The 13447-nt window shown below is 72.0% G+C and carries 15 protein-coding genes and 2 pseudogenes; 10 read left to right on the forward strand and 7 right to left on the reverse strand.

Going from position 1 to position 13447, the window contains the following annotated elements; genetic code table 11:
• The first annotated feature begins 7 nt into the window (after window positions 1-7).
• Complete coding sequence (locus ACFZDL_RS34730; protein ID WP_353594317.1) at window positions 8-622, forward strand: hypothetical protein; 615 nt, start codon at window positions 8-10, stop codon at window positions 620-622.
• Window positions 623-852: 230 nt separating this feature from the next.
• Window positions 853-2082: a WD40 repeat domain-containing protein gene (locus ACFZDL_RS34735; RefSeq protein ID WP_353594316.1), complete on the forward strand. Its 1230-nt coding sequence runs from the start codon at window positions 853-855 to the stop codon at window positions 2080-2082.
• Between the two features lie 22 nt (window positions 2083-2104).
• On the opposite strand, the gene ACFZDL_RS34740 is transcribed toward ACFZDL_RS34735, so the two are convergent.
• Complete coding sequence (locus ACFZDL_RS34740; protein WP_353594314.1) at window positions 2105-3838, reverse strand: FtsX-like permease family protein; 1734 nt, start codon at window positions 3836-3838, stop codon at window positions 2105-2107.
• Here ACFZDL_RS34740 and ACFZDL_RS34745 point away from each other — a divergent pair.
• Window positions 3837-4283 carry a hypothetical protein gene (locus ACFZDL_RS34745; protein WP_353594313.1) on the forward strand — a complete coding sequence of 149 codons (447 nt, stop codon included), beginning with the start codon at window positions 3837-3839 and terminating at the stop codon, window positions 4281-4283. The genes ACFZDL_RS34740 and ACFZDL_RS34745 overlap by 2 nt on opposite strands.
• Here the strand turns inward: ACFZDL_RS34745 and ACFZDL_RS34750 are convergent.
• Window positions 4176-4730, reverse strand: a pseudogene (locus ACFZDL_RS34750) (ABC transporter ATP-binding protein); the annotation flags it as partial. The gene ACFZDL_RS34745 and the pseudogene ACFZDL_RS34750 overlap by 108 nt on opposite strands.
• Complete coding sequence (locus ACFZDL_RS34755) at window positions 4727-5269, reverse strand: PadR family transcriptional regulator (protein WP_353594312.1); 543 nt, start codon at window positions 5267-5269, stop codon at window positions 4727-4729. The pseudogene ACFZDL_RS34750 and the gene ACFZDL_RS34755, both read right to left, overlap by 4 nt.
• Before the next feature lie 319 nt (window positions 5270-5588).
• Here ACFZDL_RS34755 and ACFZDL_RS34760 point away from each other — a divergent pair, with 319 nt between their 5' ends.
• From ACFZDL_RS34760 to ACFZDL_RS34785, 6 genes are all read left to right on the forward strand, one after another.
• The gene (locus tag ACFZDL_RS34760; protein WP_353594311.1) at window positions 5589-5735 is read left to right on the forward strand and encodes a keywimysin-related RiPP; all 147 of its coding nucleotides are present in this window, start codon (window positions 5589-5591) and stop codon (window positions 5733-5735) included.
• A 39-nt stretch (window positions 5736-5774) separates the two neighbouring features.
• Window positions 5775-7595, forward strand: coding sequence for an asparagine synthase-related protein (locus tag ACFZDL_RS34765; protein ID WP_353594310.1), 1821 nt, complete (start codon window positions 5775-5777; stop codon window positions 7593-7595).
• Between the two features lie 32 nt (window positions 7596-7627).
• Complete coding sequence (locus tag ACFZDL_RS34770; protein ID WP_353594309.1) at window positions 7628-7888, forward strand: lasso peptide biosynthesis PqqD family chaperone; 261 nt, start codon at window positions 7628-7630, stop codon at window positions 7886-7888.
• Window positions 7885-8325 carry a lasso peptide biosynthesis B2 protein gene (locus ACFZDL_RS34775; protein ID WP_353594308.1) on the forward strand — a complete coding sequence of 147 codons (441 nt, stop codon included), beginning with the start codon at window positions 7885-7887 and terminating at the stop codon, window positions 8323-8325. The genes ACFZDL_RS34770 and ACFZDL_RS34775 overlap by 4 nt, the downstream gene beginning before the upstream one ends.
• 108 nt (window positions 8326-8433) lie before the next feature.
• Window positions 8434-9072: an ATP-dependent Clp protease proteolytic subunit gene (locus tag ACFZDL_RS34780; protein WP_353594307.1), complete on the forward strand. Its 639-nt coding sequence runs from the start codon at window positions 8434-8436 to the stop codon at window positions 9070-9072.
• 1 nt (window position 9073) lies between these two features.
• Window positions 9074-9676, forward strand: coding sequence for an ATP-dependent Clp protease proteolytic subunit (locus ACFZDL_RS34785; protein WP_353594306.1), 603 nt, complete (start codon window positions 9074-9076; stop codon window positions 9674-9676).
• Window positions 9677-9752: 76 nt separating this feature from the next.
• On the opposite strand, the gene ACFZDL_RS34790 is transcribed toward ACFZDL_RS34785, so the two are convergent.
• From ACFZDL_RS34790 to ACFZDL_RS34800, 3 genes and pseudogenes are all read right to left on the reverse strand, one after another.
• Window positions 9753-10184 (reverse strand): helix-turn-helix domain-containing protein, encoded by a 432-nt coding sequence (locus tag ACFZDL_RS34790; RefSeq protein ID WP_353594305.1) that lies wholly within the window; start codon window positions 10182-10184, stop codon window positions 9753-9755.
• A gap of 71 nt (window positions 10185-10255) precedes the next feature.
• Window positions 10256-10564: pseudogene (locus tag ACFZDL_RS34795) on the reverse strand (response regulator transcription factor); the annotation flags it as partial.
• Window positions 10531-10800 (reverse strand): histidine kinase, encoded by a 270-nt coding sequence (locus ACFZDL_RS34800; protein ID WP_391193311.1) that lies wholly within the window; start codon window positions 10798-10800, stop codon window positions 10531-10533. The gene ACFZDL_RS34800 and the pseudogene ACFZDL_RS34795, both read right to left, overlap by 34 nt.
• 432 nt (window positions 10801-11232) lie before the next feature.
• Between ACFZDL_RS34800 and ACFZDL_RS34805 the strand changes: the two genes are divergently transcribed.
• Entirely contained in the window at window positions 11233-12444 is a 1212-nt protein-coding gene (locus ACFZDL_RS34805; RefSeq protein ID WP_353594304.1) for a transposase, read from the forward strand.
• On the opposite strand, the gene ACFZDL_RS34810 is transcribed toward ACFZDL_RS34805, so the two are convergent.
• Window positions 12410-13378, reverse strand: a complete 969-nt coding sequence (locus ACFZDL_RS34810; protein WP_353594303.1) for an ATP-binding cassette domain-containing protein — start codon at window positions 13376-13378, stop codon at window positions 12410-12412. The two genes, ACFZDL_RS34805 and ACFZDL_RS34810, sit on opposite strands and share 35 nt — an antisense overlap.
• Between the last annotated feature and the right edge of the window lie 69 nt (window positions 13379-13447).

Genomic DNA, 13447 nt, shown 5'->3' on the forward strand with positions numbered 1-13447 from the left:
GCTAACCATGAGCCGGACTCTCGCCTATCTGCAAGGCGGCGAGCCCACCGCCCACCACGAGCTGGTCCTCGCCACCATGCGCGAGGAGGCGCGGGCCGTCCAGCACCGCGTCGAACACCAGCGCATCGACTGGGGCCTCACCGTCCCCGAGGCCCTGGAACACCTCATCATGGGCCGGGCCGACGCGGAGGGGGATCATGTCGGCCACGCGTACTACGCCGCGCTGATGACCGTCCTCGACTGCACCGGATCGGACCCCATCGACGTGGGCGTGTATTCCAAACCGTCCACCTTCTTCGGCCGCATGGACGACGAACTCCGCGCTCTGGGAGTCCCCGTCGACCTGCTGCCGTGCAGTTTCCTGTTCGCGGACTTCACCGACCTGCTCCCGTTCTCCGTCCCGAGCCCCATGGACGGCTACCCGGCCATCGGCTACCTGCCGCTCGCCAAGGCCAAGTCCGTCGCCGACGCCTACACGGCCGTACTCGACCGCTTGGACCACAGCTTCACCTACGACGCCAAACTCCTCATCGACAAACTCACTGTGGAGCATGAGGAGTGGCAGACCGCCCTGAAGCACGGCCACACCATGGACATGCTCGTCTTCTGCATCCAGGGCTGATCGGGCCCTACGGACGCGGGGACCGCCGTCGCGCCGCGCGGGTCCGGATCAGCGGTGCCGTGGCGCACACGGCGGCGAGGAGGATGCCGAAGCCGACCGTCAGGGCGGTGGTGTAGCCGTGCCCCGCGACCCGGGGCCGATGAGCGGACAACCCACAGTCGGGAGCGCGACGAGGTGCGAACGGCCGAGCGTACAAGGACGGCCGTTCACGGCCGAGAAGGTGACCTGTCATGACCAGCCTGGACACAACGATGAGGTCGTCGGCCGACCCGGCGAAGGTGAAGTTCTACCGGATCGCCGTCGAGGGCTCCCGGCTGATCCGCTCGGCGTGGACCGAGGGCAGACGGCCCCGGGAGACCGTGACGGAGTGTGCGGGCGAGCACGAGGCGGAGCGGGAGTTCGAGGAACTGCGCGGGAAGAAGCTGCGGGAGGGCTTCGCCTGCGTCGCCGACGCCGTCCAGGCGGCGCGCGGCGCCGTCGTGCTCGACGTCAAGGTCCCCAACCGGTGCTCCGCCGAGGCGTTCGACCTGTCCCCGGACGGCCGGACCCTCGCCGTCGGCACCATGCTCAAGGGCGCCTACGGTGCCGAGATCCATCTGATCGACGTCACCACCGGACACCGCCGGCTGATCCACGCCGAACCCGTGGGCGAGCGGCAGACCTTCGTGCACGCCGTGCACTTCGACGCCGGCGGTGAGCACATCGTCTACGCGCTCAATGAGGAAACACGCCTGTTCCATCCGACAAGCGGGCAGACCCGGATTCTCGCCCGGTACAGGGAGTTCCAGGACGCCGACTTCAACCCTTTCCGTGTGCGCCCCTCATGGGACGCGGCCCGGCGACGGCTGCTGCTCTTCGACACGGGTGACCGCGTCCGCATCCTCGACCGGGGCTGGAACGACGTGTTCGCGACATCCGCGCAAAGACCCTCGACGCGCTGCTGGGCGGGCGCGCTTTCCCCGTCCGGGAAGCTCATGGCGCTGTGCTTCACCAAGGGGTCCCGGTACAAGGAGGACGACCCCGAGGTCACCGAGGTCGAGATCTGGGACATCGACCGGGACGCGGTCGTGTGCCGTATCCCGATGGACCGCAAGCCGCATGCGATCGGCTTCGACCCGGCCGACACGCAGTTGGTCGCCAACCCCGAGTCCGCCCAGGGCCCGTGCGCGTACTCCCTGGAGACCGGCGAACGGATCTGGCACTTCCCGCACTCGTTCCGCACCGACCGCTGGGCCACCTGCCACGGCTGGGCGTACTCGCCCGACGGCTCCACCCTGGCCATCGGCCGGCGGGGGGACACCGACGTCGTCGACGCCGTCACCCGCCACAGCGACCCCGCCTTCACCCGCCGCCCAGCGGACCTGGGCACGGGGCGCACCTATACGGTCAGGTTCTCGGCGGACGGCACGCTCGTCGCCTCCGGCGGCGACACCGGCCGCGTCATCGTGCGCAAACTCTGAGCAGGCGGGGGTGAAGGGTCCGTCAGGCGGGTTCGGCGCCCAGGACCCGCCCGGCGGGGCTGCGGGTGTGGGCCCACGCGGGCAGCGCGGTCAGCGCCGCGATGGCCGACAGGACGGCGAGCGCGGTGGCGAGCAGCCACGATCCCGGGGGCGTGACCTGTGCGCCGAAGAGCCAGTACAGGCCGAGCCCGGTCGGAACACCCACCGCCACTCCGGGCACGGCGGGCAGGAGTTGCGCGACGCAGAGCGCCGCGACGACCTGGCCGGGCGTGGCGCCGAGGGTACGGGCGATGGACAGGGCGCGCCGGGCCTGTACGGCGGTGCTCCAGCCGAGCAGCACGGTGTTGAGCGTGGACAGCGCCACCAGCGTGAGCGTGACGGCGAGCAGCACCTCGCCGGTCAGGTCGACCCGCACTTCGACGGGGCCGAACCGCGTGAAGTCGGGCCTCCCCTCGAGTTCGGTGTGCCAGGTGAGCAGGGCGGTGAGCATGAGGGCGGTGGCGGCCGTGCCGGTGGCGGCCAGCACGGCGCGGCCGGGCCGGCGGGCGAGCAGCCGGATGCCGAGCAGGAGCGAGGTGGGCAGATGCGCCGTCAGGGCGTTCAGGCGCGGGTGGCGCGTGAGCAGGTGCGCCGGGTCGGCCAGGGCGTGGACGGTGCTGGTGCGGGCGGCGCGCAGGGCGGGGCCGAGCGCACCGGTCAGGGCGACCACCACGGCGAGGAAGACCGCGGCGGTGACGGTGTCGGAGTCCGGAGGGCTGACGGCGTTGAGCAGCCCGGCGCTGGGATCGACCAGGCGGGGTGCGGCCAGCGTTCCGGCGGTCAGCCCGAGCGCGGAGGCCAGGAGGGTCAGCAGCAGGTACTGCGCCAGCAGGGCGGAGGTGACGGTGGCGGGTCCGGCGCCGACGGCCTTGAGCAGTGCGGCACGCCGGTTGTCGCGGGCGGCGCGTGTGGTGGCGAGCGCGGCGAGGGTGACCATCGCCGCGACGGCGAGCAGCCAGCCGCCGACCACCAGGGCGGGCTGGATGGACCGGATCATGGACAGGTCCGTCCGGAGGACGTCCTGCCAGTAGTGGACGTTGACCGAGGAGTCGACCTCGCGGTCGCGGCCGAACACGGTGTTCTGCCATCGTGTCGTCGCGGTGGGATCGGTCAGCTTCAGATGGATCAGGTGGACACTGGGCTCGTCCCCCGCCGCCGCGCGGGTGTCGGCTGAGGTGAGCCAGATCCTGCCGCCGTAGTCGGACGGCCCGGCCCCCTGCGCGGCGTCGCTCCCGGGATACACCCCGGTGGCCGCGCTGATCGCGGTCCCGACGACCGGATAGTCGCGTCCGCTGATGGTGACGCGGTCGCCGACGCGTACGCCGAGCGCTTGCGCGAAGCCGCGTTCGAGCACCGCGCCGCCGGGGCGCACCCAGGTGCCGGAGGTCACCAGCGGCCGGTCCACGGCGGACGGTGCGGTCTCGCGCCCCTCGACCGAGGAGTGCGCGGTTTTGCCGTGTGCCTTGATGTAGGTGTCGAACGCGAAGACGGGCTCGGCGTGCGCGGCCACACCGGGCGCGTCCGCGAGGCGTTCGGCCACGCGGGACGGGTCCTCGGCCGTCGTGGTGGCGATGATGTCGGGTCCCGCGGTGGCCGCGCGGGTCTTCTCGTACCCGCTGACGACGGCGTCGTTGGTCGCCAGTCCGAGGGTGAGACTGGCGCCGGCGATGGTGACGGCGAGCAGGAACATGACGGCCTCGCCGGGACGGCGGCGCATGTCGCGCAGGACCAGGCGGCCCTATCAGCAGCAGACGTCCCACGGTCAGTCCTCCCAGCTCAAGAGCGTGCCGAGACGTGTGGTGGCGCTGTCGGTGGCGCTGTCCGCTGTCCAGGGACGTGTCGTCGGCCAGCGCGCCGTCCCGCAGGGAGACGACGCGGTCGGCGGTGGCGGCGACGCGTTCGTCGTGGGTGACCATGACCAGGGTCTGGCCGGCGGTGCGCAGCTCGTCGAAGAGCCGGAGGATGTCGTGGGTCGCGGCGCTGTCGAGGTTTCCGGTGGGCTCGTCGGCGAGGACGACCAGCGGCTTGTTGACCAGGGCGCGGGCGATGGCGACCCGCTGCCGCTGCCCGCCGGACAGCTCCGAGGGCAGATGCCGGGCCCGGTCGGCGAGTCCGACCTGATCGAGGAGTTCGGCGGCACGGCGGCGGGCGGTGCGCGGTGAGGCGCCGGCGAGCAGCGCGGGCAGCTCGACGTTCTCCGCCGCGGTCAGCTCGTCCATCAGGTGGTAGGCCTGGAAGACGAACCCGACGGCGCGGCGCCGCAGCCGGGCCAGCGCCCGCTCGCCGAGGTCGTCGACGCGCCGTCCGCCGAGCCACACCTCGCCCTCGGTGGGCCGGTCAAGACCGCCGAGAAGCTGGAGCAGTGTGGACTTGCCACAGCCGCTGGGCCCGGTCACGGCGAGCGTCTGCCCGGCGGGAACGTGGAGGTCGACCCCGTCGACGGCCCACACCGCGCTCTCGTCCTGGCCGTACACCCGCGCCAGGCCGACCGCGCGCAGCACCGGCCCGGCCGCCGCGCCGTGCCCGCGGCCGGACCGTCCCGCGCCCGGGCCGTCGTCCGTACCCCTCCGCCGGGACCGGGCCCTGACCCGCTGACCGTCTCTCGTCATCCGTTTCCTCTGCCTTTCGCACGCGGTGTGCGGGTGGACCAGGTCCGCTCGCACGCCTGCAACCAGCGCAGATCGGCCTGCAACCGGAGCGCGATGCCCTCCAGGAGCAGCCCGGCCTCCGAGCCCGTCTCGTGAGCGAGGGCGGCGTGCTGGGCTTCGGCGAGGCTGCGCATCAGCTCCCGCCGCCGCGCGTCCACGAGCGCGAGCGGATCAGCCAGGCCCGACTCGCCCGCGGCCACCAGCTTCAGGTGGAACTCCGCCACGTCCGCTCTGGGCCCGGCGCTCTCGGCCATCCATGCGGCCACCCGCTCCTGCCCGGCCGCGGTCAGCGCGTACACCTTGCGTCGCGGGCCGCGCACCGGCTCGTCCTCACGCTCCTGGACGACCAGGCCCGCCTTTTCGAGCCGGGTGAGCGTCACATAGATCTGCCCCGCGTTCAGCGTCTCCCCCAACGGCCCGAGCGCCGCCGCCAACCGCCTGCGCAGGTCGTACCCGTGTGAGGGCTCCTTGACCAGCAGCGCCAGCACCACGTCCTGCACGGACCACCCTCCTCTGCGACCCCCCAATAGATAGCGGTTAGCTAAAGGGGCGTCAAACGGGGCCCCTGAACCCCAGGGGTGGCCGGGGCGAAAGTAAGAGGGAGCATTCCGGAATATTCATGGCAGGGCGGTCGATCATGAATCTTGAATCGCGGTGAGCCGCGTGATTCCCTGTCGATCACGCCCAGGGCGGCGATGGGGACGCAAGTCCCTTTGGCCGGCGGCCCGTTGGGAGTCATCCCGGCGTCCGCGAAACCTTCCGCACCGGAACGTGTTCCGCCCTGAGCGGTCATACCAGTCAACGGGGAGGTGAACTGTGATGCAGGGCGACGAATTCCAGGAGACCAACGAGCTCCAGGCCTATGAAGCTCCCAAGATGGTCGAGTGCGGCTCCTTCCAGGAGGACACCGGCTACTTCGGCCTGACCGGCTACGAGAACATCATCCACTTCTACGACAGGCTCTAGGGCCGACGCTGATGCGGCACTCCTCCTAAGGACATTGACATGGCCGATGCCGGTTGGCAGTACTTCGTCGCGCTGCCGGATGACGAGGGCGCGGCAGCCGCCATCGGCCGGCTCCCGACGGACGGCGTGCGCATCCTGCTGAGGCACCGGTCCGGCCGGCCCTGTGTGGCCGGCCGGCTGGCCGAAGGCCGGGCCCTGGTGGCCGAACGGGGCGACACCCGGCTCGCCGTGATCGGCCACTGCTCGGCGACCCAGGACGAACTCGCCGCGGCCGCCGCCCGGATCGACGAGGTGACCGACCTCGACCGGCTGGGCCTGGCGTGGGCCGGCAGCTACCACCTCGTCGCCTCCGTGCGTGGCCGCCTGCGCGTCCAGGGCACCGCCTCCGGACTGCGCCGGGTCTTCCACGGCGAGCTGGGCCCCCTCACCATCGCCGCCGACCGCGCCGACGTCCTGGCGACCGTCCTGGACGCCCCGCTCGACCCGGCCCTGCTCGCCCTGCGCACCCTGGACGCGCTGCCACACCCCCTGGGCGACCTGCCGCCGTGGCGCGACGTCTGCGCGGTGCCTCCGGGCTCGTACCTGGCGCTGCCCGCGGACGGCCGGCGGCCACGGGTCACACCCTGGTGGCAGGCCCCCGAACCGGCGCTTTCCCTGACCGAGGGCGGCCGGCTGTTGCGCCAGGCACTGGACGACGCGGTGCGGGTGCGCGCCGACGGCACCCGGCCCGTCAGCGCGGACCTCTCCGGCGGCATGGACTCCACCAGCATCGCCCTGCTGGCCGCCCGGTACCGGCCCGCGCTCACCACGCTCACCATGGAGAACGACGACCAGGCCGACGAGGACGTCGAGTGGGCCAGGCAGGCCGCCGCCGGCCTGCCGGACCTCAACCACATCGTCTACTCCAACCGCGAACTGCCGCCGTTCTTCGGCGGCCTCATGGACGTGGACGGCGTGCCCGACGAGCCGTCCATCGCCCTGCTGAGCGGACCCCGGCTGCGCGCCATACGGCAGCGGGCCGTCGCGTACGGCTCTCGGCTGCACCTCGACGGGCTCGGCGGCGACCAACTGCTGCGCGGCCACCCCGCCTATCAGCACGACCTGTTGCGCCACAGGCCGCTGCTGGCCGCCCAGCGCCTGAGAGTGCTGGCCCAACTGCGCCGGAGCAGCTGGGGCGTCGAGGCCCGAGGCCTGCTGGACGGCCGCTCCTACCGCCGCTGGTTCGCGGACCGGGCCCACGGCCGCGTCCGCCGTGCCCCGAACCCGCTGTCCGACTGGGGCCACTTCCCGCGCCTGCCCGGATGGCTCACCCCGGACGCCAGGGACCTGGTGACCCACACCCTGCGGGACGCGGCCGCGACGGCCGAGCCGCTCGCGCCGACACGGGGGCGGCACAACGACCTCCTGGGCATCCAGGACGCCGGACGGCTCGTCCGCCAGTGCCACCAACTGACCGAAACACGCGACTTCAGCCACACCTCGCCCTTCCTCGACGACCAGGTCATCCAGGCGTGCCTGGCCGTCAGGCCCGAAGAGCGCGTCACCCCCTGGGAGTTCAAGCCCCTCATCAAGACGGCGATGGCGGACATCATGCCGCCGGGGGTGCTGACCCGGCGGACCAAGGGCGACGGCACCACGATCGTCGCCGAGGGCTTCGAAGAGCACCGGCGGGACCTCGCGGAACTGTGGGACGGCTCCCGCCTGGCCGCCCTGGGGCTGATCGACCCCGGGCCGCTGCGTGAGCTGTTCGACCGGTCCTACACCGACAGCCTCCACCAAGGTGCGATGCAGTCCGCGCTCAGCTGTGAACTGTGGGCCCGGGCCACGGCCCCCCAGCCGGCCACCGCCACCCACCCCTGAGCCCGCCCCAGGCCCCGAGGCAGGAGACAACCATGACATGGAGACTGCACCCCGACGTCTCAACGGTGGACACCGACTACGGGACGGTGCTGCTGGACGGCAGGGACGGCCGCTACTGGCAGCTCAACCCGACCGCCTCCCTCGCCTTCCGCGCCCTGGTCGACGGCAGCACGGTGCAGGAGACCACCGAGCGGCTGATGGCCGTCTACGACGTCGACGAGCCACGCGCCCGCGCGGACGTGGAGCAGCTGATGGACAGTCTCCGGCAGGCGAAGGTGGTGCAGCAGCGTTGAGTTCGGTCGTACCGCACCGGACGGAGGTCCGGCTCTCCCCGGCCCGCCGCCTGCTGGTGCTGCTCGCCGTGGCCGTCGCCCGGCGCCTGGCCGCCAAGCCGCCGGCCCGGACCCGCGCCATCCTCACCCGCCTGCGCGGGGGCGCCCGCCCGGCCACGTACGAGGAGGCCCGCGCCGCCCGGGAGGCCGTGGTGGCCGTCAGCCTCCGCTGCGCCGGGGACGAGGGGTGCCTGCCCCGCTCCCTGGCGATCGTCCTGCTGTGCCGGGCGCGCGGCACCTGGCCCACCTGGACGGTGGGGGTACGGGCCCGCCTGCCCTTCGGCGCCCACGCGTGGGTGGAGGCCGAGGGGCGCATGGTCGAGGAGAAGGCGGACCCTTCCTACTTCCGCCCCTTGTTCTCGGTGCCCGCGGAAGGTGCTCAGCGCGCCTTGAGTTGAGGGTCCTCTGCCCGTGGCGAATCTGCGGTGGGCCAAGAAACCGCATCCGGGGATCTCCCGAGGTCAACAGTGGAGTCGACGGCATCCCCGCCTCGACAAGGAGACCAGATGACTCCACCCACCACGCTTCCGCCCCGCGCGGAGGAGGGCGACACACCGCCCAGCCGCTTCGACGACCATCTCGCGGCACAGCTGCTCGCCCAGCGGATCGTCCTCCTCGGCACACAGGTCGACGACGTGTCGGCCAACCGGGTGTGCGCGCAGCTGCTGCTGCTGTCGGCGGAGGACCCGCGCACCGACGTCTGCCTGTACATCAACAGCCCCGGCGGGTCGGTCACCGCGGGTCTGGCCATCTACGACACCATGCGGCTCATCCCGAACGACGTCTCGACGCTGGCGATGGGCTTCGCCGCCAGCATGGGCCAGTTCCTGCTCACCGTGGGCACGCCCGGCAAGCGGTTCGCGCTGCCGAACGCGCGGATCATGATGCACCAGCCCTCGGCGGGCATCGGTGGCACCGCCGCGGACATCGAGATCCAGGCGGAGAACCTCCAGTTCACCAAGAAGGCCATCGAGCGGATCACCGCCGAGCACACCGGGCAGAGCGAGGAGACGATCGCCCGGGACGGCGACCGGGACCGCTGGTTCACGGCCGAGCAGGCCAGGGAGTACGGGATCGTGGACCGGGTGGTGGAGTCGCTCACCGACATCCGCCCGGCCACCTCCCGCCGACGGATGGGGTTGTGACATGGGGTCGTACACGGTTCCCTACGTCATCGAGCGGACCGCGCAGGGTGAGCGGTCCTATGACGTCTTCAGCCGGCTGCTGAACGAGCGGATCATCTTCCTCGGCACCGAGATCGACGACGGGGTCGCCAACGTGGTCATCGCGCAACTCCTGCACCTGGAGGCGGTGAACCCGGAGCGCGAGATCTCGATCTATCTCAACTCGCCCGGCGGATCGTTCACTTCGCTGATGGCGATCTACGACACGATGACGTACGTGCAGGCGCCGATCTCCACGTTGTGCGTCGGTCAGGCGGCGTCGACGGCGGCGGTGCTGCTGGCCGGCGGAGATCCCGGGCGACGGTGCGTGCTCCAGCACGCGCGGGTGCTGCTCGGCCAGCCGGCCAGCGGCGGCCGGCAGGGGACGGTCTCCGACCTCAGCCTCGCGGCCAAGGAGATGGTCCGCATCCGCTCGCAGGTGGAGGAGGTCCTGGCCCGGCACACGCGGCACGACGTGGCGACGCTGCGCGCGGACATGGACCGGGACAAGGTGCTCACCGCCGAAGAGGCCGTCGCCTACGGGCTCGCCGACGAGGTACTGAGCCGACGGCCCGCGTTCGTCTGACCCCGCGCGGCCGTGGCCGAAGGCCGGCGGGCCGGTACGGCGGTGGGGCGCCCCGCCGTACCGGCCGCCGGTTCGCTCAGGCGACGAGGCAGAGGCCGTCGTACTGCGCCGTGGGCGACGTACGGCCCCGGCCCACCCGGCTCCGGGCGTACCGGGCCAACTCGTCCTGGGCGAGCGAGAGCAGATCGGCGAGGCCGAGCCCGAGGGCCTGGGCGGCGGCCGCGAGCACCTCGGAGGAGGCCTCCTTGCGTCCGCGCTCCAGCTCCGACAGGTACGGCATCGAGATCCGGCCCGCCTCCGCGACGTCCTTCAGCGTGCGCCCCTGGGCGAGCCGCTCGCGCCGCAGCACATCGCCGACGAGATCGCGCCACAGGGGCTCCCTCGGCGCGGGTGTCCGTGGGGCTCCCTCCGGTCGCTGCGGGGCGCGGGCCGTCCCGCCGGAACCGGGCGGCGAGGTCTGCGGGCGCAGGGGGATGACGCGGGCTTCGTTCGGCGCATGAGTGCTCACCCCAACAGCCTAGGGATGCCGGGCGCCGGGGGAAGGGGGCGGCGTTCTGCCCTGGGTGAAGCCGTGCGGGTCTACTCCGGCCGCACCAGGCGGGTGTCGTACGCGAAGATCACCGCCTGGACGCGGTCCCGGGCGCCGATCTTCGCCAGGATGCGGCCCACGTGTGTCTTGACGGTGGACTCCGCGACGACCAGCCGCTCCGCGATCTCGCCGTTCGTCCAGCCCCGGCCGATCGCCGTCAGGACCTCGCGCTCGCGGCCGGTGAGGGCCGCCAGGCGGGGGTCGGCTCCGGTGGTGGTGCCGGGCGTCGGCAGGTGGTGGGCGTAGCGGTCGAGGAGCCGGCGGGTCAGGGCGGGGGCGACGACCGCGTCGCCGCGGGCCCGGCGCGCGCCGCCGCGAGCCCGGGCTGCGGGGCCAGATCGGCGGTTGCGTCCGGCACCATGCCCAGCAGCGTGCGCAGTTCGCCCAGGGCCTCGCGGCTGGTGTCGCCTATGGCTTCCAGGGCCTGTGTCGCGCGCTCGGGGTTCTTGCGGGCCGCGTACGAGCCGCCGTCGGCCAGGCCGGTGATGACGGACAGAGTCGGCCCGCCCCGACCTCCAGGGCGATCCCGGTCCAGGCGTCAACGGCCCCCGGCACCGCCAGCACACACAGGACGGCGAGGGGTCCGCGCCGCCGCCAGGTCACCGGCAGCACGAATCCGGCGCTCACCAGCCACGGCAACCAGCCCGGCACATCCGTCCCGTGCGCCGTCAGCTTCCACCGAGCACCGATGAGGTCGGCCAGCGCGACCGGGGCGAGTACGCCCGTCAGCAGCAGGTACCACACCCGCGGGCGTCGAAGTCCCGTACGCGCCGGACGGCCCGGTGGAAGCGGCGGGTTGGCGACAGGGTGCCGGGGGACCACTCGGAGGTCATCAGGCCGGTGGGGGAATCGAATTCTTGAAGCGGAGCCGCGCGGCGGCGGATTACGGTGCGTTGTCAGTGGTGGTCGGTAGAGTGATCGCACCGGATTTGACCAGGGAAGACGCTGACGGAGGGGGCGGGCTGCGTTGCTGCGTGCGTACAAGTTCCTGCTGCGCCCTACTGTCCGGCAGGCGCAGGCCCTAGCGGAGATGCTTGGGGATCACTGCTCCCTCTACAACGGCGCGCTCCAGGAGCGGCGGGGCGCCTGGCGGCACAGTTCGAAGACGAGCATCAGCTATGGGCAGCAGTCCGCGCAGCTGAGGGAGATCCGGGCATTCGACCCGGAGCGGCAGGGTCGCTGGTCCTTCAGCTCGCAGCAGGCCACGCTTCGCCGTCTGGACAAGGCGTTCGCCGCGTTCTTCCGCCGGGTCAAGGCCGGGGAGAAACCCGGATATCCGCGTTTCCGGGGCGTGAACTGGTTTGACACCGTGGACTTCCCGAAGGACGGGGACGGCTGCCGGTGGGACTCGACCCCACATGACCCGGTGACCCGTGTCCGCTTCCAGGGTGTCGGGCACGTCCGTGTGCACCAGCACCGTGCGGTCAAGGGCCGGGTCAAGACCGTCAGCGTCAAGCGCGAGGGACGGCAGTGGTATGTCATCCTCGCCTGCGACAACGTGCCTGCCGAACCCCTGCCCGCCACGGGCGCCGTGACCGGCATCGACATGGGTGTCACTCACTTCCTCACCACATCCCAGGGCGCCCACGTCGAAAACCCCAGGCACGCCAAGCGCAACGCCGATGCCCTGGCCGACGCTCAGCGAGCACTCAAGGCGTTCCCACGCAACCGACGCCGCGACCAGCGCGGCGTCAAGCACCGCCGGGCGGTGGAGAAGGTTGCCGGCCTGCACCGCAAGGTGCGCCGTCAGCGCACCGACCACGCACACAAGACCGCGCTTGCGATGGTTCGCGCGTACGACCGGATAGGTCACGAGCGCCTGAACATCGCGAACATGGTCCGTGCGCCCAAACCGAAGCCCGACCCCGAAGCGCCCGACAGATTCCTGCCGAACGGTGCCTCCTCGAAGGCTGGGCTGAACCGGAGCATTCTTGACGCGGGTTGGGGGGTGTTCCTGGGCATCCTCACGCACAAGGCTGAAAGCGCCGGTCGTGTACTGATACCCGTGGACCCCCGCAACACCTCCCGCACCTGTCCCGCTTGCGGGCACGTGGACGGTGAGAACCGCGACGGCGAAAAGTTCCAGTGCACCAAGTGCAGGCACATCGACCACGCAGACCGCGTGGGCGCCTGGAACGTCGCACTCAGGGCCGGGCTGGTCCTTCCCGACGTGGCCTGAACCACCGACAGGAGAAGCCCCCGGAATCGTCCGGGGGAGGAGTCACGAAGGCTTCCTCCAAGGAGGCGGTGCGCGGGGTGAGTTCGTGGACGGGAATGCCGTGGCGCGCGGCGACGCTCCCGATGCGCTCGCCGTCCGCGCCGGTGACGCGGAGCGTGCCGGGCGCGTCGGAGGTGATCTCGACGCCGGGCGCGGCCAGCAGGTCGCGCAGCCGAGCCGCCTCGGGGCTGACGACCTTGACCTCGCCCACCCCCGCGCTCCGCACGAACCGCTCCACCGTGGTGTCGGCCAGCAGCCTGCCGCGACCGATGATGATCAAGTGATCTGCGGTGACCGCCATTTCGCTCATCAGATGGGAGGAGACGAAGACGGTACGGCCCTCGGCCGCCAGCTCCTTGAGGAGCGTACGGATCCACCGCACGCCCTCCGGGTCGAGGCCGTTGACCGGCTCGTCGAGGATGACCGTGCCGGGGTCGCCGAGCAGTGCGGCGGCGATGCCCAGCCTCCCCCAGCTACCGCTGGGAGGTGCCCCCTGCCCCATCCCGAGCGAGAAGCCGCCCACGCGCCTGCCCGCCGTCTCACGCAGCCCGACCTGGTCGAGGACCTGCTCGACGCGGCGGCGGGGGATGCCATGGGTGTGCGCGAGGGCCATGAGATGGCCGAGCGCCGACCGCCCCTTGTGGACGGACTTCGCTTCCAGAAGGGCGCCGGCCACGGTGAGCGGGGCGGGGTGTTCGGCGTACGGGCGGCCGGCCACGGTGACCCGGCCCCGGGTGGGGGCGTCCAGGCCGAGGACCATGCGCATGGTCGTCGACTTTCCCGCGCCGTTGGGCCCCAGAAAGCCCGTGACCTTGCCCGGCCGGACCGTGAAGGTCAGGTCCTCGACCGCCGTTCTGTCCCCGTACCGCTTGGTGAGTCCGCGTGCCTCGATCATGCCTGCCGCCTTACGCCGGTGGGTTCTCCTACGGCTTCGAACCTAGGCAGCGAGCCGGCTGGACCCGTC

It is taken from the genome of Streptomyces sp. NPDC007917 (assembly GCF_042959105.1).
GTDB lineage: Bacteria > Actinomycetota > Actinomycetes > Streptomycetales > Streptomycetaceae > Streptomyces.

Excerpts from the sequence above, each read along its gene's own strand:
- ACFZDL_RS34730 (WP_353594317.1), top strand. The coding sequence starts at position 8 with ATGAGCCGGACTCTCGCCTATCTGCAAGGCGGCGAGCCCACCGCCCAC.
- ACFZDL_RS34735 (WP_353594316.1), top strand. The coding sequence starts at position 853 with ATGACCAGCCTGGACACAACGATGAGGTCGTCGGCCGACCCGGCGAAG.
- ACFZDL_RS34745 (WP_353594313.1), top strand. The coding sequence starts at position 3,837 with ATGTCGCGCAGGACCAGGCGGCCCTATCAGCAGCAGACGTCCCACGGT.
- ACFZDL_RS34740 (WP_353594314.1), bottom strand. The coding sequence starts at position 3,838 with ATGCGCCGCCGTCCCGGCGAGGCCGTCATGTTCCTGCTCGCCGTCACC.
- ACFZDL_RS34760 (WP_353594311.1), top strand. The coding sequence starts at position 5,589 with ATGCAGGGCGACGAATTCCAGGAGACCAACGAGCTCCAGGCCTATGAA.
- ACFZDL_RS34765 (WP_353594310.1), top strand. The coding sequence starts at position 5,775 with ATGGCCGATGCCGGTTGGCAGTACTTCGTCGCGCTGCCGGATGACGAG.
- ACFZDL_RS34770 (WP_353594309.1), top strand. The coding sequence starts at position 7,628 with ATGACATGGAGACTGCACCCCGACGTCTCAACGGTGGACACCGACTAC.
- ACFZDL_RS34780 (WP_353594307.1), top strand. The coding sequence starts at position 8,434 with ATGACTCCACCCACCACGCTTCCGCCCCGCGCGGAGGAGGGCGACACA.
- ACFZDL_RS34785 (WP_353594306.1), top strand. The coding sequence starts at position 9,074 with ATGGGGTCGTACACGGTTCCCTACGTCATCGAGCGGACCGCGCAGGGT.
- ACFZDL_RS34810 (WP_353594303.1), bottom strand. The coding sequence starts at position 13,378 with ATGATCGAGGCACGCGGACTCACCAAGCGGTACGGGGACAGAACGGCG.